The organism is Streptomyces sp. SUK 48, assembly GCF_009650765.1.
In the GTDB taxonomy this organism is placed as follows: domain Bacteria; phylum Actinomycetota; class Actinomycetes; order Streptomycetales; family Streptomycetaceae; genus Streptomyces.
In genome coordinates this window covers 6186317-6205733 of sequence record NZ_CP045740.1, presented here as the reverse complement: position 1 = coordinate 6205733, position 19417 = coordinate 6186317, and the positions used below count along the sequence as shown (strand labels likewise).

18 protein-coding genes are annotated in these 19417 nt (G+C 72.6%); 8 read left to right on the top strand and 10 right to left on the bottom strand.

Annotation, left to right across the window (positions count from 1 at the left end; translation table 11 throughout):
* Positions 1-59: 59 nt before the first annotated feature.
* Complete coding sequence (locus tag GHR20_RS27420; RefSeq protein WP_153814689.1) at positions 60-1517, top strand: penicillin-binding transpeptidase domain-containing protein; 1458 nt, start codon at positions 60-62, stop codon at positions 1515-1517.
* 131 nt (positions 1518-1648) lie between these two features.
* Here the strand turns inward: GHR20_RS27420 and GHR20_RS27415 are convergent, their stop codons facing one another.
* Positions 1649-2446, bottom strand: coding sequence for an HAD family acid phosphatase (locus GHR20_RS27415; protein ID WP_153814688.1), 798 nt, complete (start codon positions 2444-2446; stop codon positions 1649-1651).
* Between the two features lie 268 nt (positions 2447-2714).
* The gene (locus GHR20_RS27410) at positions 2715-3878 is read right to left on the bottom strand and encodes a hypothetical protein (RefSeq protein ID WP_153814687.1); all 1164 of its coding nucleotides are present in this window, start codon (positions 3876-3878) and stop codon (positions 2715-2717) included.
* 423 nt (positions 3879-4301) lie between these two features.
* On the opposite strand from GHR20_RS27410, the gene GHR20_RS27405 reads away from it, so the two are divergent.
* From GHR20_RS27405 to GHR20_RS27380, 6 genes are all read left to right on the top strand, one after another.
* Positions 4302-5069 carry a DeoR/GlpR family DNA-binding transcription regulator gene (locus tag GHR20_RS27405; RefSeq protein ID WP_111586385.1) on the top strand — a complete coding sequence of 256 codons (768 nt, stop codon included), beginning with the start codon at positions 4302-4304 and terminating at the stop codon, positions 5067-5069.
* 78 nt (positions 5070-5147) lie between these two features.
* Positions 5148-6518, top strand: coding sequence for a sugar ABC transporter substrate-binding protein (locus GHR20_RS27400; protein ID WP_153814686.1), 1371 nt, complete (start codon positions 5148-5150; stop codon positions 6516-6518).
* Positions 6515-7453, top strand: a complete 939-nt coding sequence (locus GHR20_RS27395; RefSeq protein WP_148027254.1) for a sugar ABC transporter permease — start codon at positions 6515-6517, stop codon at positions 7451-7453. Before GHR20_RS27400 ends, GHR20_RS27395 begins: the two co-directional genes overlap by 4 nt.
* Positions 7450-8274, top strand: coding sequence for a carbohydrate ABC transporter permease (locus GHR20_RS27390; RefSeq protein WP_111586382.1), 825 nt, complete (start codon positions 7450-7452; stop codon positions 8272-8274). Before GHR20_RS27395 ends, GHR20_RS27390 begins: the two co-directional genes overlap by 4 nt.
* On the top strand, positions 8271-9260 hold the full coding sequence (locus tag GHR20_RS27385) for a zinc-dependent alcohol dehydrogenase family protein (protein ID WP_153814685.1): 990 nt from the start codon (positions 8271-8273) through the stop codon (positions 9258-9260). The genes GHR20_RS27390 and GHR20_RS27385 overlap by 4 nt, the downstream gene beginning before the upstream one ends.
* An 83-nt stretch (positions 9261-9343) precedes the next feature.
* A complete protein-coding gene (locus GHR20_RS27380) occupies positions 9344-10537 on the top strand; it encodes a TerD family protein (RefSeq protein WP_153814684.1) in 1194 nt (397 codons plus the stop codon).
* A gap of 61 nt (positions 10538-10598) precedes the next feature.
* On the opposite strand, the gene GHR20_RS27375 is transcribed toward GHR20_RS27380, so the two are convergent.
* Both GHR20_RS27375 and GHR20_RS27370 read right to left on the bottom strand, forming a co-directional pair.
* Positions 10599-12080 carry an alkaline phosphatase PhoX gene (locus GHR20_RS27375; RefSeq protein ID WP_153814683.1) on the bottom strand — a complete coding sequence of 494 codons (1482 nt, stop codon included), beginning with the start codon at positions 12078-12080 and terminating at the stop codon, positions 10599-10601.
* Positions 12081-12359: 279 nt separating this feature from the next.
* Complete coding sequence (locus GHR20_RS27370) at positions 12360-13784, bottom strand: hypothetical protein (protein WP_153814682.1); 1425 nt, start codon at positions 13782-13784, stop codon at positions 12360-12362.
* Between the two features lie 265 nt (positions 13785-14049).
* Here GHR20_RS27370 and GHR20_RS27365 point away from each other — a divergent pair, with 265 nt between their 5' ends.
* Complete coding sequence (locus tag GHR20_RS27365) at positions 14050-15873, top strand: endonuclease/exonuclease/phosphatase family protein (RefSeq protein WP_153814681.1); 1824 nt, start codon at positions 14050-14052, stop codon at positions 15871-15873.
* 10 nt (positions 15874-15883) lie between these two features.
* On the opposite strand, the gene GHR20_RS27360 is transcribed toward GHR20_RS27365, so the two are convergent.
* The 6 genes from GHR20_RS27360 to GHR20_RS36915 form a co-directional block, all read right to left on the bottom strand.
* Complete coding sequence (locus GHR20_RS27360) at positions 15884-16621, bottom strand: SRPBCC domain-containing protein (protein WP_153814680.1); 738 nt, start codon at positions 16619-16621, stop codon at positions 15884-15886.
* A gap of 10 nt (positions 16622-16631) precedes the next feature.
* On the bottom strand, positions 16632-17252 hold the full coding sequence (locus GHR20_RS27355; RefSeq protein WP_153814679.1) for a helix-turn-helix domain-containing protein: 621 nt from the start codon (positions 17250-17252) through the stop codon (positions 16632-16634).
* A gap of 144 nt (positions 17253-17396) precedes the next feature.
* Positions 17397-18041, bottom strand: coding sequence for a DUF3618 domain-containing protein (locus tag GHR20_RS27350; protein ID WP_111586374.1), 645 nt, complete (start codon positions 18039-18041; stop codon positions 17397-17399).
* Positions 18038-18463 (bottom strand): phage holin family protein, encoded by a 426-nt coding sequence (locus GHR20_RS27345; RefSeq protein WP_111586461.1) that lies wholly within the window; start codon positions 18461-18463, stop codon positions 18038-18040. Before GHR20_RS27345 ends, GHR20_RS27350 begins: the two co-directional genes overlap by 4 nt.
* A gap of 60 nt (positions 18464-18523) precedes the next feature.
* The gene (locus GHR20_RS27340) at positions 18524-19219 is read right to left on the bottom strand and encodes a hypothetical protein (RefSeq protein WP_153814678.1); all 696 of its coding nucleotides are present in this window, start codon (positions 19217-19219) and stop codon (positions 18524-18526) included.
* The gene (locus GHR20_RS36915) at positions 19216-19362 is read right to left on the bottom strand and encodes a hypothetical protein (RefSeq protein WP_181516641.1); all 147 of its coding nucleotides are present in this window, start codon (positions 19360-19362) and stop codon (positions 19216-19218) included. The genes GHR20_RS27340 and GHR20_RS36915 overlap by 4 nt, the downstream gene beginning before the upstream one ends.
* Positions 19363-19417: the final 55 nt, after the last annotated feature.

The following is a 19417-nucleotide window of genomic DNA, read 5'->3' as shown; positions in this document are numbered from 1 at the left end:
TCCCGGCGCGAGGGAACGTTCATGCCCTCCCCGGACGTCTTCCGTGCGGGATGAACGGGATGAACAAGACGATCAGGCGAGCGTCCGTCTTCTCGCTGCTGCTCGTGGTCGCCCTGCTGGTCAGGGCGACCTGGGTGCAGTTCTACGACGGACAGGCCCTCGCGGACGACACGAACAACCGGCGCAACGCGATCGCGACCTACTCGCAGCCGCTCGGGAACATCATCGTGGCCGGAAACGCCGTCACCGGCTCGGCCCGGACCAAGGGAGGCGACCTCGCCTACAAGCGCACGTACAAGAACGGCAAGCTGTACGCGGCGGTGACCGGCTACGCCTCGCAGGCGTACGCGCCCACGCAGCTGGAGGGCATCTACACCGATCTGCTCAACGGCACGGACCCGGGCCTGAAGACGATCATGGACACCCTCACCGGTGAGCGGGCCGACCCCGGCGACGTGGTCACCACCATCGACCCGGCGGTGCAGAAGGCCGCCTACGACGCGCTCGGCGACAAGAAGGGCGGGGCCGTCGCCATCGACCCGAAGACCGGCCGCATCCTGGCCGCCGTGTCGACGCCGTCGTACGACCCCTCGCAGCTCACCGACGCCAACACGGCGGGCGGCGCCTGGAAGCGGCTCAACGCGGACCCGGACAAGCCGATGAACAACCGCGCGCTGCGCCAGCCGCTGCCGCCCGGTTCGACGTTCAAGCTGGTCGTGGCCTCGGCCGCGCTGGAGAGCGGGCTGTACAAGAACGTCGACCAGCACACCGACAGCCCCGATCCGTACCGGCTGCCGGGCACGGTGACCGACCTGGCCAACGAGAACCGCTCGGCGCCGTGCCGCAACGCCCCGATCCGGGTGGCGCTCCAGTACTCCTGCAACAACGTCTTCGCCAAGATGGCCGTCGACCTCGGCCAGGACAAGGTGCGGGCCATGGCGGAGAAGTACGGCTTCAACGACGACCACCAGGACGTGCCGGTGCGCGCCTACCCCAGCGTCTATCCGAAGGACATGGACAAGTCGTCGACCGGGCTGACCGGCATCGGCCAGTACAACGTCACCGCGACCCCGCTCCAGATGGCCATGGTGTCCGCGGCGATCGCGAACGGCGGTGAGCTGCCCTCGCCGCACATGGTGTCCCGGACCGTGGACAGCGGCGGCGACGTGGTGCACGACGACGACGGCGACACCGGCACCAAGCGGATCATCAGTTCCCGGACCGCGAGCCAGCTCCAGTCGGCCATGGAGACCGTGGTCAAGGACGGCACCGGCACCAACGCGCTGATCGACGGCGTGACCGTCGGCGGCAAGACCGGTACCGCGCAGCACGGCGAGAACAACAGCAAGACGCCGTACGCCTGGTTCACCTCGTTCGGCAAGTCCGACAGCACCGGCAAGGAGGTGGCCGTCGCGGTGATGGTCGAGCAGTCGGACGCGGCGCGCTCGGAGGTCAGCGGCAACGGGCTGGCGGCGCCGGTGGCGCGGGCCATGATGGCGGCGGCGCTGAAGAAGTAGGGCAGACAGAGGCACCGGCCGCCGGCGAGAACCGCCGCGCCCCCGCCACGGCGCCGTCCATGCGGCGGCCGGTGGCGGGGGCGCGGGCGTCAGCGGGCCCTACCGGGCCCCGGACGGAGGCCCGGGGGACCTCAGGAGACGAAGTACGTCGGGTTCGGCAGCTTGTACGTACGGCCGGAGTAGCCGCCGTCCAGGTCCGAGTACTGGTCGCCGAAGTCCGCGATGATCCGGTAGCCGAGGTCGTCCTCGACGTGCTCGCGGGTACCGGCCTTGTACTGGACGGTCGTGCACTTCCAGGCACCCGGGGTGGCGCAGTCCTGGAGGTACGCCGGCGGGTTGGCCGGGTCCTTGAGGAACATGTGGTCCGCGTCCAGGTTGACGTCGGCGCCGACCTTCTTCAGGTTGGCGACCGCGGCACCGCGCTGCGCCTCGGTGAGACCCGAGTTGTAGAAGACCGTGACGCCCTTGGACTGGGCGTACCGGATCAGCTCGGGGCTGCCGAAGACGGCGGGGCGGCCGGCCTGGTTGACGTAGTCGTTCCAGGTGGCCGAGTTGTAGCCGTAGTTGTTGCGCTTCTCGTAGTCGAGGCTCAGCAGCACCGTGTCGTCGATGTCGAACATGACGGCGGGCTTCTGGTGGTGCGCGCGCGAGCTCCGGGCGGCCCGGTCGATGTACTTCTTGGCGTCCGCGTCGATCCGCGCCAGGTCCTTGGCGTACGGGCTGGTCGGCGACGCCTGGTAGACGCCGTTGCTGTCGGCGGTGGTGCCGTAGTAGGTGTCGATGTCCTTCGTCAGGAGCCCGATGTTGTAGGGCTCGTGGGTCGAGTTGGCCGTCGACTGACCGGCGGTGGCCGCGCCCGCGCCGTACAGGGCGGCACCGGCGACGACGCAGGCGGCGCCGGCGGCGGCCGCTCTGAGGGACTTCCGCATGGATTCTCCGGATCTGGTGGCTAGAGTGAGTGACCAGGTCACGGATTGTCTACGCGCATAACAAGCGGTGACGCGAGGGCTGTTACCCGATCGATACGGACGTCTTTTTCCGGCCATGTCCGAGCGCCCTGCCGGAACTCTGTGTTCCGGTAAGGGAATTCGGGCATCAAGCCGTGTTACCCGCCCGCGACCGCGCCGGACAGGTCCACCCCGCCCGCGCGGGTCCGGCGGCGCGGCGTGAGGCGCCTGCGACCGCGGCCCCGCCGCGTCAGCGCGCCGCCAGCGCCTCGCGCACCGCCGCGAGGTCCCCGTCCGACGCCAACCCGGCGTGATACAGCCGCAGTTCGGTGGCACCGGCCGCCCGGGCGCGGGCCGCGTCCGCCGCGAGGGTGCGGGGGCTGCCGCCCATCTGGGAGACGACGGTGAAGTTGGCGGCCAGCACGGTCCGCTCGCCCGCGTGCGCCGCGAAGGGCGCCAGCAGGGAGGTGCCCGTGGCGCAGGGGACCACGACACCGTCGGCCACGGAGAGGATGTGGGCGGGGTCGGTGCCCGCGTTCGCGCCGCAGTGCTCGGGGACGGGGTCGGCGTGCAGCAGGACCTGGAACCCGGCGGGCGCGGCGGCGCGCACGGCGGCCACGGCCTCCTCCTGGAGGCCGCGGGCGGTCCCGTCCCGCCAGGCCCGGACGGCGGCGGCCCACTCCTCGCCGAGCAGTTCGGCCACCATCGGCAGGCCCCGGTCGGCCGCCGCGCCCCGCCACAGCGGCTCCAGGGCGGCCCGCACGGCCGCGGCCAGTTCCTCGGCGTCCAGGCCCTGCCCGCCGTAGCCCCTGCGGCAGGAGGGACAGAAGCAGAGGGACATCAGGTACTCCCCCGCCTCGCCGAGGGGCACACCGGAGATCTTGTCGTGGGCGTGCAGATGCGGCAGCCCGTACCAGCCGAGGGACTCCAGTTCGGTGCCCTGCGCGCCGGGGCGGACGGCGGCCTCGGCGGCGAGGTCGGTGAGATAGGCGCGGGTGGCCTCCTGGGCGATGCAGGGCGCCCAGGGGTAGCGGTCGCCGTAGGCGTTGACGACGGAGGTGCCCGGATGCTCCGCGCCCAGGCGGGAGTTGTGCGCGAGGACCACCCAGGTGTGCACCGCGAGACCGGCGCCGGCGAGCGCCCGCGCCGCCTCGCCGTGGGCGTCACCGGGGGCCCAGCGGCCGGCCGGGTACGGGCGCGGGACACGGCCGCTCCAGTGGCCGCCCGGCGGATAGAGGACGGCCGCGTGCTCGGCGGTGACGATGCGGTGACGGGGGTGGCGCGGGGTCAGGGCGCGGACCGAGTGGTAGGCGGCGGCGAGGGTCACCTGCTCGACGCCGAGCCCGGCGATGCGGGCGGGGGCGTCCGGGTCCCCGTTGACGTCCCAGGGGTAGACGAACGCGGCGGCCTTCACGCGGACTCCTCGGCGTACATTCCTCTGCCTCGTACATTCCTCTGACCGGCGTCCATACGCATGAGCTGCCTCACGCTAAGGGGCCTCCGAGGGGCGGTCAACACCGGTCGCCTGCCGGTCGGTGCCGGTCTGCGGAGCGCCGTACCGCGCCGTATCCAGCCACACCGGGCCGCACCGCGCCGGGCGCACACGGGCGGACGGGCGCCGAACGGGCCCGCCCGGCACCGCATCCGGGCACGCGGGCCGCCCGTTTCCACCCCGTCCGGCACCGCCGCGCAGGTCCGCGACGGGCGGTGTGCCCGGCAAACGGGCTCAAGCGGGCAGCATCGGGCGGGCAACAAGCCTGGTCAGGGCGGCGGAGCGGCGGTAGAACTTTGCCCCATGGGCCCGAACGGGCAGTTTTGCGGGGAGGAGGGTGACGAGATGACCGGATCGGCGGAGGAACGCCGGCGCGAGATCGTGCGGGCCGCGCGCGCCACCGGCGCGGTCGATGTCACCGCGCTCGCCGCCGGACTGGGCGTGGCCAAGGAGACCGTCCGGCGCGATCTGCGCGCGCTGGAGGACCACGGGCTGATCCGCCGCACCCATGGCGGGGCCTACCCGGTGGAGAGCGCCGGCTTCGAGACCACGCTGGCCTTCCGGGCCACCAGCCAGGTGCCCGAGAAGCGCAGGATCGCCGCCGCCGCGGCCGAGTTGCTGGGCGACGCCGAGACGGTCTTCGTCGACGAGGGCTTCACCCCGCAGCTCATCGCCGAGGCCCTGCCGAGGGACCGGCCGCTGACCGTGGTCACCGCGTCCCTGCCGGTCGCGGGCGCCCTCGCCGGGGCGGACCACATCCAGGTCCTGCTCCTCGGCGGCCGGGTGCGGGCCGGCACGCTGGCCACCGTCGACCACTGGACGACCACGATGCTGTCCGGCTTCGTCCTCGACCTCGCCTATGTCGGCGCCAACGGCATCTCCCGCGAACACGGCCTGACCACACCCGACCCGGCGGTCGGCGAGGTCAAGGCACAGGCGATGCGGGCGGCGCGGCGCACCGTGTTCGCGGGCGTGCACACCAAGTTCGGCGCGGCGAGCTTCTGCCGGTTCGCGGACGTCGGCGCGCTGGAGGCGGTCGTGACCAGCACCCAGCTCCCCGTGGCCGAGGCCCACCGCTACGCCCTGCTGGGCCCGCAGGTCATCCGGGTCTGAGCCGCCCGGCCCCGTCCCCCATGGGCATCCCCCGCCCACCGAACATCCTTTATCTCCCCATACATCCAGGAGTGATCCATGCGCACCCCGAGCCGACGGAGGCCACGAGCCACGCTCGTCCTGGCCGCCGCAGGGACGCTGCTCACCCCCCTGCTGTCCGGCTGCTGGGTCGGGGCGGGCGGAGCCGGATCCGGCGGCGACTCGATCAACGTACTGATGGTCAACAACCCCCAGATGGTGGAGCTCCAGAAGCTCACCGCCGCGCACTTCACCAAGGAGACCGGCATCAAGGTGAACTTCACCGTGCTGCCGGAGAACGACGTCCGCGACAAGATCAGCCAGGACTTCGCCAACCAGGCGGGCCAGTACGACGTCGCCACCCTCTCCAACTACGAGATCCCGATCTACGCCCGCAACGGCTGGCTGCGCCCGATGGACGGCTACGTCGCGAAGGACCCGTCGTACGACGAGAAGGACGTACTGGCGCCGATGCGCACGTCCCTCACCGGCGACGACGGCAGGCTCTACGGGCAGCCCTTCTACGGCGAGTCGTCCTTCCTGATGTACCGCAAGGACGTCTTCGCGGCGAAGGGCCTGACCATGCCCGCCCACCCGACCTGGCAGCAGGTGGCCGACCTCGCCGCGAAGACGGACGGCGCCAGGCCCGGCATGCGCGGCATCTGCCTGCGCGGGCTGCCCGGCTGGGGCGAGATGGCGGCGCCGCTGACCACGGTCGTGAACACCTTCGGCGGTACCTGGTTCGACAAGGACTGGAAGGCGCGGCTGGACTCGCCCGCCTTCGAGAAGGCGACGAAGTTCTATGTCGACCTGGTCCGCGCGCACGGCGAGTCCGGCGCCGCGCAGTCCGGGTTCGCCGAATGCCTGAACGACATGACGCAGGGCAAGGTCGCCATGTGGTACGACGCCACGTCCGCGGCCGGCTCCCTGGAGGCGAAGGGCTCCCCGGTCAAGGGCAGGCTCGGCTACGCCCCCGCCCCCGTCGAGCGGACCCGGTCCTCCGGCTGGCTCTACACCTGGGCCTGGGGCATCCAGCACGCCTCCCACAACCCCGACAAGGCGTGGAAGTTCGTCTCCTGGGCGTCGAGCAAGGAGTACGAGCGGCTGGTCGGCGAGACCAGCGGCTGGCCGGACGTCCCGGCGGGCAAGCGGGCCTCGACGTACGGGAACGCCGACTACCGGCGGTCCGCCGCCGCCTTCCAGGAGATGACCCGGCAGGCCATCGAGAACAGCCGCCCGGACGACCCCGGCGTGCAGCCCCGCCCCGCGCCCGGCATCCAGTTCGTCGACATCCCCGAGTTCACCGACCTCGGCACCCGGGTCTCCCAGGAGATCAGCGCGGCCATCGCCGGACGCCAGTCCGTCGACACGGCCCTGAGGAAGTCCCAGCAGCTCGCCGAGAAGATCTCCAAGGAGTACGAGGGACGATGACCGCCACCACCACGGCCCCGTACCCGGCCGCGCCCGCCCGGCCGGTGAAACGGCCCCCGGCCCGGCTGCGCGCCTGGGCCACCCGGGCCCCGCTGCTCCCCGCCCTCGTCTTCATGATCGCGGTCACCCAACTGCCCTTCGTGGCCACGCTGGTGATCTCGTTCTTCGACTGGAACGCCCTCTACCCCAAGGCCCGCCGCTTCACCGGCCTCGCCAACTACCGCCAGGTGCTCACCGACGCGGACCTGCGCCACTCGGTGTGGACGACGGTCCTGCTCACCGTGGCGGTGGTGCTGGCCAGCCTGGTGCTCGGGCTGCTCCTCGCCCTGCTCCTGGACCGGCGCTTCCGCGGCCGGGGCCTCGTCCGCACCCTGCTGATCGCGCCCTTCCTGGTGGTCCCGGTGGCCGCCGCGCTGCTCTGGAAGCATGTGCTCTACAACCCCGAGTACGGCCTGCTCAACGGGCTGCTGCACTACGTCGGCGGCCCCCAGCCGGACTGGATCTCGAACACCCCGCTGCTCGCGGTGGAGGCGTCCCTGGTGTGGCAGTGGACGCCGTTCATGATGCTGATCCTGCTGGCCGGATTGCAGAGCCGGGACCGGGAGCAGCTGGAGGCGGCCCGGGTCGACGGCGCGAGCGACTGGCAGATCTTCCGCCACCTCACCCTGCCGCACCTGCGCCGCTACCTCGAACTGGGCGCCCTGCTCGGCTCGATCTACATCGTGCAGAACTTCGACGCGGTGTTCACCATCACCTCCGGCGGCCTCGGCACGGCGAACCTGCCGTACACCGTCTACCAGAGCTTCTACCAGGCCCATGAGAACGGACTCGCCTCGGCCGCGGGCGTCCTGGTCGTCATCGGCTCGATCGTCATCGCGACCTTCGCCCTGCGCGTGGTCTCGTCCCTGTTCCGCGAGGAGGTGGCCCGCTCATGACCGCGCTGCGACGCCATGGCCTGGGCCTCGTGGCCTGGCTGGCCGGCATCGTCTTCTTCCTGCCCATCGCCTGGATGGCGCTGACCTCCTTCCACTCCGAGCAGGACGCGGCGACCAACCCGCCCTCCTTCGGCGCCGCCCTCACCCTGGACGGCTACCGCGAGTTCTTCGGCGCCGGCGGCGGGGCGAGCCCCTGGCCCGCGCTGGTCAACTCGGCGGTGGCATCGGTGGTCTCCACCCTCCTCGTACTGCTGCTCGCGCTCCCCGCCGCCTACGCGCTGTCCATCCGGCCGGTGCGCAAATGGACGGACGTGCTGTTCTTCTTCCTGTCCACGAAGATGCTCCCGGCCGTCGCGGGACTGCTGCCGATCTACCTGTTCGCCAAGCACACCGGGACGCTCGACGACATCTGGCTGCTGGTCGTCCTCTACACCGCGATGAACCTGCCGATCGCGGTGTGGATGATGCAGTCCTTCCTCGCCGAGGTGCCCGTCGCGGTGATCGAGGCGGCCCGGGTGGACGGGGCCCGGCTGCCGACGATCCTCGCCCGGGTGGTCGCCCCCATCGCGCTGCCCGGCATCGCGGCGACGGCCCTGATCTGCTTCATCTTCAGCTGGAACGAGCTGCTGTTCGCCCGGGTGCTCACCGGCGTCGTCGCCGAGACCGCGCCCGTCTTCCTGACCGGCTTCATCACCAGCCAGGGCCTGTTCCTGGCCAAGGTGTGCGCCGCCTCGCTCGTCATCTCCCTGCCGGTGCTCGCCGCGGGGTTCGCCGCCCAGGACAAGCTGGTCCAGGGCCTGTCGTTGGGAGCCGTGAAATGAAGGCCGCCGTCATCGAGTCCGTGGGCCGCGCCGTCGTCACCGAGGTCCCCGACCCGGCGCCGGGACCCCGCGAGGTCGTCGTCGAGGTCGCCGCCTGCGGGCTGTGCGGCACCGATCTGCACATCCTCCAGGGCGAGTTCGCGCCCAAGCTGCCGATCGTGCCGGGCCACGAGTTCGCGGGCACGGTGGTCGCCACCGGCGCCCAGGTCACCGAGGTCACCACCGGCGACCGGGTGGCCGTCGACCCGTCCCTGTACTGCTACGAGTGCCGCTACTGCCGCAGCGGCCACAACAACCTGTGCGAACGCTGGGCCGCGATCGGCGTGACCACGGCGGGCGGGGCCGCGCAGTACGCCGTCGCCCCCGTCGCCAACTGCGTCAAGCTGCCCGAGCATGTGCGCACCGAGGACGCGGCCCTGATCGAGCCGCTGTCCTGCGCGGTGCGCGGCTACGACGTGCTGCGCACCCGGCTCGGCTCCCACGTCCTGATCTACGGCTCCGGGACCATGGGCCTGATGATGCTGGAGCTGGCCAAGCGCACCGGCGCGGCGAGCGTGGACATGGTGGACCTGAACCCGGCCCGCCTGGAGACGGCCCGGCTGCTCGGCGTCTCGGGCGCGGCGGCCGGCGCGGACGAGCTCGACCGGCCGGGGGGCTGGGACGTGGTGGTGGACGCGACCGGCAACGCGGCGGCGATCCAGGACGGTCTGGGCCGGGTGGCGAAGGCGGGCACCTTCCTTCAGTTCGGGGTCGCCGACTACGCCACCCGGGTGCAGATCGACCCGTACCGCATCTACAACCAGGAGATCACCATCACCGGTTCGATGGCGGTGCTGCACAGCTACGAGCGGGCGGCGGAACTGTTCGCGAACGGCGTCCTCGACCCGGGGGTCTTCATCAGCGACCGGCTGCCGCTCGCGCGGTATCCGCAGGCGCTGGAGCAGTTCGCGGCAGGGGTGGGACGGAAGATCGTCGTCGTGCCGTGAGGGGCGCTGCCGCGAGTGACGGGTGAGGCCGGTGGTAAGGGAACGGTAAAGCGGTTTCGTTCGTTACCCCCCACATGACAGCTATGACCCCTGGCTCGAACGTTCCGCTCTCCGCCGCGCGCATCACGGTGGACGTGGCCGCTCCGGTGCGGCTGGACGTCTCGGGCCTGCTGCTCACGGGCGGCGGCAAGGTGCGCTCGGACGACGACTTCATCTTCTACAACCAGCCGTCCGGACCGGGCGTGGCCTACCGGTCCGGCGGCGGTGCCGCGCCCGACGCGATCACGGTCGACACCGCGGCCGTGCCGCCGGACATCGAGAAGATCGTGGTCACGGCCAGCCCGGACGCGGCCGGCCAGACCTTCCAGGGCATCGAGCCGACCGCCACCCTTCGCGACGCGGACGGCGGCGCGGTGCTGGCCACGTTCACACCCCCGCAGCTGGGCGCCGAGACCGCGCTCGTGGTGGTGGAGATCTACCGGCGGGGCGGTCAGTGGAAGGCCCGCGCGGTCGGCCAGGGGTACGCGAACGGACTCGCGGGCATCGCGACGGACTTCGGTGTCACGGTCGAGGAACCGGCGGCCGCCGCCCCGGCGGTGGCACCGCAGCCGGTGGCACCGCCGGTGGCGCCCTCGACGGCCCCGCCGGTGCCCGCCGCGCCGGCCGCGCCCCCGGCGCCGGCCCCGGGCGCGGGCGCGGGGAAGATCAACCTGGACAAGGGCCGGGTGAGCCTCCAGAAGAACCAGACGGTGTCGCTGGTCAAGGGCGGCCGGCCGCTGCTCTCCCAGGTGCGGATGGGACTCGGCTGGGAGCCGGCGTTCCGGGGCGGCGACATCGACCTCGACGCCTCCGTCATCGCCTTCGGCCCGCAGCGCAACCACATCGACAGCTGCTACTTCGGCAAGCTGACCATCCTCAAGGGCGCGGTCAAGCACTCCGGCGACAACCTCACGGGCGAGGGCGCGGGCGACGACGAGGTGATCGTGGTCGACCTCGGCCGCATCCCCGAGGAGGTCAGCGGTCTCGTCTTCACGGTCAACTCCTTCTCCGGCCAGAAGTTCACCGATGTCGCCAAGGCGTACTGCCGCCTGGTGGACGCCGCGACGGAGGAGGAACTGGTCCGCTTCGACCTCACGCAGGCCGAGCCCCGCACCGGGGTGCTGATGGCCAAGCTGATCCGCCAGTTCTCGGGCGAGTGGGAGATGACCGCGATCGGCGACTTCGTGAAGGCGAGGACGGTCCGCAACATGGTGGACCCGGCGGCGAAGGCCCTCTGAGCGAAGGGGGGCGCGGGGACCGCGACCGCGCCCCCCTCGGTGGCCGCTCCGCCGCCTGCCGTCACCTCTTGTGCCGCTTCCAGGGCCCGGTGATGGCCACCATGATGCCCGGCGTCTGGATGTTGGCGTACAGGGTCCGCCCGTCGGGCGAGAAGGTGACGCCGGTGAACTCGCTGTACTCCGGCTCCGCCGCGGTGCCGATGTTCAGCTCGTTGCGCGCGATCGGGTAGGTGCGGCCGCTGTCGGTGGCCCCGAACAGGTGCTGGACGCCCTCGCCGTCCTCGGCGACGACCAGACCGCCGTACGGCGAGACGGTGATGTTGTCCGGGCCGTCGAACGCGCCGTCCTCGCCCGGGTCCTGGTTCACGCCGAGCAGCACCTTGAGGGTGAGGGTCCGGCGCCGGGGGTCGTAGAACCAGACCTGGCCGTCGTGCTGGACCGGGCTCTCCGCGCGGGCGAAGGAGGAGACGACGTAGACGCCGCCGTCACCCCACCACATGCCCTCCAGCTTGCGGGCGCGGGTGACCTGGCCCTCGCCGAACTGCTTGCGCGTGGAGACCTGCCGGGCGTCGCGGTCGGGCACGTCCACCCAGTCGACGCCGTAGACCGTGCCGGTCCTGGTGGCGCGGGAGAGGTCGTCCACGAACCGGCCGCCGGAGTCGAAGCACTTGAACGCCTGGAGGACGCCCGCGTCGTCGGCGAGGGTGCGCAGCCTGCCGCGGCCGTGGCGGAAGCCGGTGGGCGGGGTCCAGCGGTAGAGCAGGCCGTTGGGGCCCGCGGCGTCCTCGGTGAGGAAGAGGTGGCCGCGCCGGGGATCGACCACGACGGCCTCGTGGGCGTACCGGCCCAGCGCCTTGACCGGCTCGGGGGCGCGGTTGGCCCGGCGGTCGGCCGGGTCCACCTCGAAGACGTAGCCGTGGTCCTTGGTCATGCCGTTGTGGCCGGCCTTGTCCTCGGTCTCCTCGCAGGTCAGCCAGGTTCCCCACGGAGTGCTGCCGCCCGCGCAGTTGGTGGAGGTACCGGCGATGCCGACCCACTCGGCGACCCGGTCGCGGCGCACCTCGACCACCGTGCAGCCACCGGCCGCGGCGGGGTCGTACACCAGGCCCTCGGCGAGCGGCACCGGGTGGGCCCACTTGGCGCGCGGGCCCGCCAGCTCGTGGTTGTTGACGAGGAGGGTGGCGCCCCGGGGGCCCTCGAAGGGGGCGGTGCCGTCGTGGTTGGACGGCGTGAACTCGCCCGACTCCAGGCGGGTCCGGCCGCTGTAGGTGATGATCTGGTAGCCGAAGCCGGCGGGCAGCGCGAGGAGGCCCTCGGGGTCGGGCTCCAGGGGGCCGTAGCCGACGCCGGGCAGGCCGTGGCCATGGCCCTGACCGTGTCCCGGACCCCGGCCATGGGCCGCCGCGTCCCCGTGCGCGGCCTCGGTCTCCGTGGACGCGAGGGCGTTCGGCGCGGTGGCGAGCACGCCGGCGCTGCCCGCCAGGGCGATTCCGGCACCGGTGATCGCGGAGGTTCTGGCGAAGTCCCTGCGGGTGAGCGACATGGTGTCTCCTGTGACGGATGGGTGGGCCGTGGAGGGCGGCGGACCTCGTTCGGCGCACACGCTCCCGGCGGCGCCTGAACGGGAGTTGAACGCGGGGCCACCAGGGACACCCTTGTTCAAGAAACCGTATGCGCCACCCCAAGGGCGGACCAAGCACCGCGGCGGGCCGGTCCCGCACCGGCTCCCGCCACGCTCACCCACTCCGACCCGGCCACCCCACCGGCCGGGTCACTCCACCCGCCCGGTCACCGCACCGGCCGGGTCACCCCACCGGCCCGCTCAACCTCCGTGCTGCGACCGTGCCTTGAACGCCGCCTTACGGGCCTCCTTGGCCACCTTCTTGTCCGGGTGCAGCCGGCCCATCGCCTCCAGCACATCGGCCGTCGCCGGGTGCTCCACCCGCCACGCGGCCGCGAAGAACCCGCTGTGCTGCTCGGCGAGCCCCTCCACCAGGGCCTGGAGTTCCTCGGAGTTGCCCTCGGCGGCCAGTTGGGCCGCGACGGTGTCGATGGTCAGCCAGAACACCAGGTCCTCGGAGGGCGCGGGCACCTCGGCGGCGCCCCGCTCGCTGAGCCACACCCGGGCGAGCCCGCCGAGTTCGGGGTCGTCCAGCACCTCCCGCAGCGCGGGCTCCGCCTCCCCGCCGACCAGGGACAGCGCCTGCTGGCAGCGCAGCCGGCGCAGCGGCCCCCCGGCGTCGGCGCCCCGGGCCGCGGCCAGCAACTCCCGTGCGCCGGAGAGCGGTTCGTGCCGGTTCAGCCACAGCTCCGTCTCGGCGAGGGCGGCCGCGGGCCCGAACCCGGCGGTGCCGTCGAGCAGTACGTCCGCGCCCTTGTCGGCGAGTTCGCCGACCACCGGGGCCTCGAAGCCGGCCTCCATCAGCCGCGCCCGCAGCCCGTACGCGCCGAGCGGGGTCAGGCGCACCATGCCGTAGCGGGAGACGTCGGCCTCCTCCACCGGCGCGGCGAGTTCCTCGTCGGCCTCCGCCATCAACGCCTCGTCCACCGGCCGGTACTCGACCAGGCCGACCGGCTCCAGCGTCCGGAACTGGTCGTCCAGCCGCATCATCGCGTCGGACACCTGTTCAAGGACGTCGTCGGTGGGCTCGTCCATGTCGTCCGGCACGATCATCGACGCGGCCAGGGCGGGCAGCGGCACCGGCTCGTCCCCGGCGCCGTCCTCACTCACCGTCAGGAGGTAGAGGTTGCCGAGCACCCCGTCGAGGAAGTCGGACTCGGCCTCGGGGTCCCAGTCGAGTGACGCGAAATCGATCTCCCCGCCCTCGTCCAGCGCGTCCACCAGGCCGTCCAGATCGGGCACGCTCGCGTCCGCGAGCACGGTCTCCAGCGCGGCGAGCCACACCGTGAGCACCTCGTGCGGGGAACCGGTGAGCAGGGCCAGCGCCTCGCCCGTGCGGACCGTCCCGCTCTCCTCGTCGGCGATCTCGACCAGGCCGGAGTCCAGCGCGATGCGCCATGCCTCGGCGGCGTAGGCGGCCGCGTCGTCGCCGGTCAGTCCGAGCTGGCCGGCCGCGGCGGGAAGCTGCTCCTCGACCAGGCTGCCGCCCGCGTCCACCCGGGTGCCGGGGCCGGCCCAGCGGGCGAGCCGGGCCGCCCGCTCCAGCAGGGGCGTGGACAGCGCGGCGCGTGCCAGCTCCGCTTCGGAGTGCAGCCGTACGGGCGGCAGGGGGGAGCTGTCTGACATCGGCTGGATCTCCTCGGACCGTGAAACGTGCTCAGCCCCTCAGCCTAGACGGATTTGGTCCCATGCCGCCCGGTTCATCTCCTCGTCAACCCCGGTACATGGCCGAAACCTTGACAAGTCCCGTGCGCAGGCTGGAGATTGACGCGCGTAGAAGTCGGGGGAACGACCGTTCACTCGGCCCTGCGCGTGTCACGGAGGGCAACGGCCCCCACACGCAACCGATCCACCTCGTCCCGGCACCCCGTCACATCCCCGGAGGGATCCCTTGCCGAGCAGGTCCACCGCGCGTCTCGCCGCGCTCACCGTCGCCGCCGTCTGCTCCGCCGCGTCGGCCGTCGTCCTCACCTCCCCCGCGCACGCCGACGCGGTGCGTATCCACGACATCCAGGGCACCACCCGGCTGTCGCCGTACGCCGGGCAGAAGGTGACGGACGTGCCGGGCATCGTGACCGCCACGCGTACCTACGGCTCGTCCAAGGGCTTCTGGCTCCAGGACGCGACGCCCGACGACGACCCGGCCACCAGCGAGGGCATATTCGTCTTCACCGGCTCGGCGCCGAAGGCCGCGGTCGGCGACTCGGTGACGGTGACCGGCACGGTCTCCGAGTACGTCCCGGGCGGTGCCGCCTCCGGCGAGCAGTCCGTCACGGAGATCACCAAGCCCACCGTCACCACGGTCTCCACCGGCAACGCCGTCCCGGCGCCGGTCGTCATCGACGCGCGGTCGGTGCCGAGCCGGTACACGCCGCAGGGCGACACCGCGAACGGCGGCTCGATCAACAGCCTGCCGCTCCAGCCCAAGAAGTACGCCCTGGACTACTACGAGTCCCTGGAGGGCATGAACGTCCAGGTCAAGAACGCCCGTGTGGTCACCGCCACCGACCCCTACAGCGAGCTGTGGGTCACGGTGAAGCCGCACGAGCACCACGACCGCCGCGGTGGCACGGTCTACGGGTCCTACGACTCGCAGAACACCGGCCGCCTCCAGATCCAGTCGCTGGGCGCCACCGCCGACTTCCCGAAGGCGAACGTCGGCGACACGCTGACCGGCACCACCACCGGCCCGCTGGACTTCAACCAGTACGGCGGCTACACCCTGGTCGCCGGCCGGCTCGGGACGCTCAAGAGCGGTGGCCTCCAGCGCGAGACCACGAAGAAGCAGACCGGCAGGCAGCTCGCGGTCGCCACGTACAACGTCGAGAACCTCGACCCGTCGGACAAGACGTTCGACCAGCACGCCGCGGCGATCGTGAACAACCTCCAGTCCCCCGACATCGTGTCCCTGGAGGAGATCCAGGACAACAACGGCGTCACGGACGACGGCACGGTCGACGCGAGCGTCACCGTGAACAAGCTGATCGACGCGATCGTCGCGGCGGGCGGCCCGAAGTACGACTGGCGTTCCATCAACCCGGTCAACGACCAGGACGGCGGCCAGCCGGGCGGCAACATCCGCCAGGTGTTCCTGTTCAACCCCGAGCGGGTGTCCTTCGTGGACCGCGCGGGCGGCGACTCCACCACCGCGGTGGGCGTCGTCAAGGAGCACGGCGAGGCCCAGCTGACCGCGTCCCCGGGCCGGATCGACCCGGCCGACGCCGCCTGGAAGGACAGCCGCAAGCCGCTCGTCGGTCAGTTCGCCTTCCAGGGCAAGACCGTCTTCGTGATCGCCAACCACCTGATCTCCAAGGGCGGCGACCAGAGCCTGACCGCGCAGTACCAGCCGGTCACGCGCAGCTCGGAGACCCAGCGCCACGCCCAGGCGCAGGAGGTCAACGCGTTCGTCAAGGACATCCTGAAGGTCCAGAGGAACGCGAACGTGCTCGCCCTCGGCGACATGAACGACTTCGAGTTCTCCGGCACCGCGAAGATCCTGGAGGGTGACGGCGAGCTGTGGTCGGCGATCAAGTCGCTGCCCCGGAGCGAGCGTTACACCTACGACTACCAGGGCAACTCGCAGGTCCTGGACCAGATCCTGATCAGCCCGGCGGTGCGCCGCGACTCGTTCCAGTACGACAGCGTGCACATCAACTCGGAGTTCAACGACCAGATCAGCGACCACGACCCGCAGGTGCTGCGCTTCCGCCCCTGACCCCGGGGGTTCAGGACTGGCTGAACACCCCGTTCAGCCAGTCCTGCCAGGCGGCCCCCTCCGCCCCGGCGTCGGCGCCCGGCGCGAAGTCGTGCACGCTGATGCCGAGCGGCGCGCCCCAGCGGCCCCGGCCGAAGAAGCGGACGAGGGCGCTGTCGGTGCGCAGTCCGATGAACTCCGGTTCGCGGTAGTCGAGCACGGCGTCCAGGGCCCGCCCGCCGGGTCCGCGGACGCTCACCCTCGTCCCCGGGGCCGCGTCGTCCGGCAGTCCGAGCGCGCGGGCCGCGGCGCCGAGCGCCTCCGGTACGGCCGAGACGGCGGGCCCGGTCGCCTGCGCGAAGGCGACCGGGGCCGGCGCGAAGTGCGTCAGGTACGCGCGCAGGGTGTGCAGATAGAAGTCGGTGTGCTTGCTCGCGCCGTCGTACTGGGCGTCCCAGTCGTCGGTGAAGATCCCGCTGTGGACATAGCGCACGAAGGCGCGGCGGCCCTCGTCGCGCGGCTCGATGGTGTGGTCGAGCTGGTTGAGCGACTGCGCGGGCATGCCCGTGTCCTCGCTGCGGTTGACGTAGCGGTGGGGCGGCTCCCAGACGACGACGGTCGAGCCGAACGGTCCCCGCCCGCCCTCCCGCGGCTCGGGCGGCTCCATCGGCCACAGATACGCCCCGGTCCCGGTGGTGATCGCCGCCCAGACCCGCTCCGGCGGCACATCGACCTCGAACGCGCGGACGATCTCGAATTCCTTGCTCATGGCGGGGCTCCTACTCGGCTTCCGGTGCGGGTTCCACGGCCGCGGGCCGGTCCTCGACCGCGGGATGCAGGGCGACGACGATCCGGTGGTCGCGGCCGCCCTCGGCGTCCGGGGCGTCGTACTTGCGGATCAGCGCGCCGACGCCCGCCGTCAGCTCCCGCACGAAGTCCGCGCGGTCGGCGGCGGAGGCGAACCGCACCCCGCCGTCCAGGGCGTACGTCGCGAGGGGCTTGCGGGCCCGGGCCGCGCCGCCGATCAGGGTGCCGACGTCGCGCACCAGGCGGGCGCCGAGCGCCAGCAGCCAGCGCGCGGACAGCTGGTCCCGGAAGCGGTCCGGGTCCGGCTGCACGGCGGGCAGGGCGGCGGGCGAGATGACGTACGACGCGGCGCTCGCGCGCATCAGCCGCTCGGTGACATTGCCCTTGCGGCGCTCCCCGGCCAGCTCGACCAGGCCGTGCCGCTCCAGCGTCTTGAGGTGGTAGTTCACCTTCTGCCGGGGCAGTCCGACCTTGCCGGCCAGCATCGCGGCCGACGCGGGTCCGGCGGCCAGTTCGGCCAGCAGCCGGGCCCGGACGGGGTCCAGCGACACGGCCGCGGCCTCGGGGTCCTCGATCACGGTCACATCCAGCATGCGCCCACCCTCCCACCGAAAACTTTTATTGTCCAGACGGACTCAGTTTTCGGTGGGAGGGTGGGAACGGCAGGCCGGGGACGGTGGGTGCGCCGTCGAGCCCTTCAGGCGCGCAGGTGCTCAGGCACCCAGGCGCTCAGGCGCTCAGCAGGAGCAGGGGCGGCGGCGCATGACGCGGGTCGCGCCACGGGTCGTGCCGCGGCTCGTGGCGCCGCGCAGCACCCCGGCCGCGATCAGGGCGACCACCCCGGCGGCGCCCGCGATCAGCACCGGGCGGGGCACCCCGCGCAGGCCCTCGGCGGCCTTGCGGGCGGGCGGCGCGAGCTGCCGCTGGGCCACGGCGGCCCGGTCCTGCACGCGGTGCCCGGCGTCCACCGCCCTGCTCTGGGCGTGGCGTCCGGCCTCCAGGGCGCGATCGCGCAGGGGCTGCCCGTCGTGGGCGCCGCCGTGCTGGGCGGCCCGGCTCTGGAGCGTGTGCCCGGTGCGCGCGGCCGTGCCCTGCACCGCGTGGCCCGCCTGCGCGGCCCGCCCCTTCATCGCGTGCGCCGCGTGCGTGGCCCTGCCCTGGGCGCCGTGCCCGGCCTGGGCGGCGCTGGAGCGCAGCTGCACCTTCATGGCGCCGGCCTTGTCCTTCAGATCGGCGGCCCGGGCCCGCGCGCGCCCCTTCACATCGACGCGGTCCACCAACTGGGCCACGGTGTCGCCGAGCTGGTTCCTGGTCTGCTCGATCTGCGCGCGCAGCTCGTCGGGGCCCTTGGCGCCCGAACCGTGCGGGTTCCTGTGGGTCATCGATGTGCCCTTTCCTTGATCACGTCGACATCGGCCCGGACGCTGCCGAGGGTCTCCTCGGGCACGGGCGATCCGGCGCGGCGCAGCTGGGCGCGTCCGGTGGCGGCCAGGACGGCGGCCACGGCGAACAGCACGGCCGCGACGATCAGCGCCGCCGCCCACAGGGGCAGCACCAGGTCGAGGGCGGCGGTGGCCGCGCCGGCCAGCACGATCAGTCCGACGTAGCCGAGGGCGCCCGCGGCTCCCAGCAGCCCGCCGCCGGTTCCGGCGCGCTTGCCCTTCTGGGCCAGCTCCGCCTTGGCGAGGGCCACCTCCTGCCGCAGCAGCAGGGAGAGCTGTTCGGTGGCGCGATTGACGAGTTCCCCCGTGGAGGGGTGCCCGTCGAGTGCGGGGCGCGTGTGCGGTCGCGTGTGCGAGGTCATGGTCACGGTGTCCCGCCTCCTTCCTGTACGGGAACGTCCGGGTACCCGGGCCGGGGAGCGTCAGCCCTTGTCCGCTCCCCCGGTCCCGCGGTCGCCGAGCCGTGCCAGCTGGGACTGGAACCAGTCGAGCCGCGCCTGCAACAGGGCTGCCTCGGCGACCAGTTCGGGCACTCCCATTCCGGTGCCCGCACCCAGCAGGGCGACGGTCCCGGCCGGGGCGCCGTCGTCCGCCCGTACCCGCAGGCCCTCCCCGGCGAGCCGGGCGAACTCCGCGAGGGTGACGGACGTACGGCCGCGCGTACAGCCCGCGCAGCCGGGGGCCAGGGCGCGCCAGCCGGGCCGGCCCCAGCCGGCGTCGGCCAGCAGGGACGCGGTGGCGCCGCAGGCGCAGGGGCCCGCGGTGGCGGTGCGCACCCGCTGGCGGGCGTAGCGGAATCCGCGCTCGAAGCGGAGGTAGGCGCCGAGCACGGAGACTTCGAGCAGCAGCGCGGTGCGGTGCTCGGCGGTGCAGCGCAGGGCGTCGGCGGTGGCGCGGTCGTGGACGCAGTGGAAACCGCAGTCGCACAGGCGCGCGGGCGGGCGGTGCCTGCGGCCGTAGACGCAGGACGCCTGGTCGAGAACCCCGTACGGAAGCGCACCGCCGAGCGACACCCCGGTGAACCCCGCCCGGGTACCGTCCTGGGACAGCACCGGGTGGGCGATCTTGTAGCCGGTCGGCGGCTCCGCGGGGCGTTCCGCCGGGAGCCGGAGCCTCATCGGCCGGCCGGGACCTCTTCGCGGGCCGGCTCGGCCGGTGCGGTACGGGCGGCCTCGGCGGGCCGCCGGACCGTCTCTTCCTCGTCGTGGATGTCCGGCCGCTCCTCGGCGACCCCGGTGGCCAGTGCCTTGCCGAGCTTCATGGTGCCTCCATGGCTGACGTCGGTGATGACCCTTCGCCCATAGTGACCCATGAAC

Excerpts from the sequence above, each read along its gene's own strand:
- GHR20_RS27420 (WP_153814689.1), top strand. The coding sequence starts at position 60 with ATGAACAAGACGATCAGGCGAGCGTCCGTCTTCTCGCTGCTGCTCGTG.
- GHR20_RS27415 (WP_153814688.1), bottom strand. The coding sequence starts at position 2,446 with ATGCGGAAGTCCCTCAGAGCGGCCGCCGCCGGCGCCGCCTGCGTCGTC.
- GHR20_RS27405 (WP_111586385.1), top strand. The coding sequence starts at position 4,302 with ATGACCGGATCGGCGGAGGAACGCCGGCGCGAGATCGTGCGGGCCGCG.
- GHR20_RS27400 (WP_153814686.1), top strand. The coding sequence starts at position 5,148 with ATGCGCACCCCGAGCCGACGGAGGCCACGAGCCACGCTCGTCCTGGCC.
- GHR20_RS27395 (WP_148027254.1), top strand. The coding sequence starts at position 6,515 with ATGACCGCCACCACCACGGCCCCGTACCCGGCCGCGCCCGCCCGGCCG.
- GHR20_RS27390 (WP_111586382.1), top strand. The coding sequence starts at position 7,450 with ATGACCGCGCTGCGACGCCATGGCCTGGGCCTCGTGGCCTGGCTGGCC.
- GHR20_RS27385 (WP_153814685.1), top strand. The coding sequence starts at position 8,271 with ATGAAGGCCGCCGTCATCGAGTCCGTGGGCCGCGCCGTCGTCACCGAG.
- GHR20_RS27380 (WP_153814684.1), top strand. The coding sequence starts at position 9,344 with ATGACCCCTGGCTCGAACGTTCCGCTCTCCGCCGCGCGCATCACGGTG.
- GHR20_RS27375 (WP_153814683.1), bottom strand. The coding sequence starts at position 12,080 with ATGTCGCTCACCCGCAGGGACTTCGCCAGAACCTCCGCGATCACCGGT.
- GHR20_RS27370 (WP_153814682.1), bottom strand. The coding sequence starts at position 13,784 with ATGTCAGACAGCTCCCCCCTGCCGCCCGTACGGCTGCACTCCGAAGCG.
- GHR20_RS27360 (WP_153814680.1), bottom strand. The coding sequence starts at position 16,621 with ATGAGCAAGGAATTCGAGATCGTCCGCGCGTTCGAGGTCGATGTGCCG.
- GHR20_RS27355 (WP_153814679.1), bottom strand. The coding sequence starts at position 17,252 with ATGCTGGATGTGACCGTGATCGAGGACCCCGAGGCCGCGGCCGTGTCG.
- GHR20_RS27350 (WP_111586374.1), bottom strand. The coding sequence starts at position 18,041 with ATGACCCACAGGAACCCGCACGGTTCGGGCGCCAAGGGCCCCGACGAG.
- GHR20_RS27345 (WP_111586461.1), bottom strand. The coding sequence starts at position 18,463 with ATGACCTCGCACACGCGACCGCACACGCGCCCCGCACTCGACGGGCAC.
- GHR20_RS27340 (WP_153814678.1), bottom strand. The coding sequence starts at position 19,219 with ATGAGGCTCCGGCTCCCGGCGGAACGCCCCGCGGAGCCGCCGACCGGC.
- GHR20_RS36915 (WP_181516641.1), bottom strand. The coding sequence starts at position 19,362 with ATGAAGCTCGGCAAGGCACTGGCCACCGGGGTCGCCGAGGAGCGGCCG.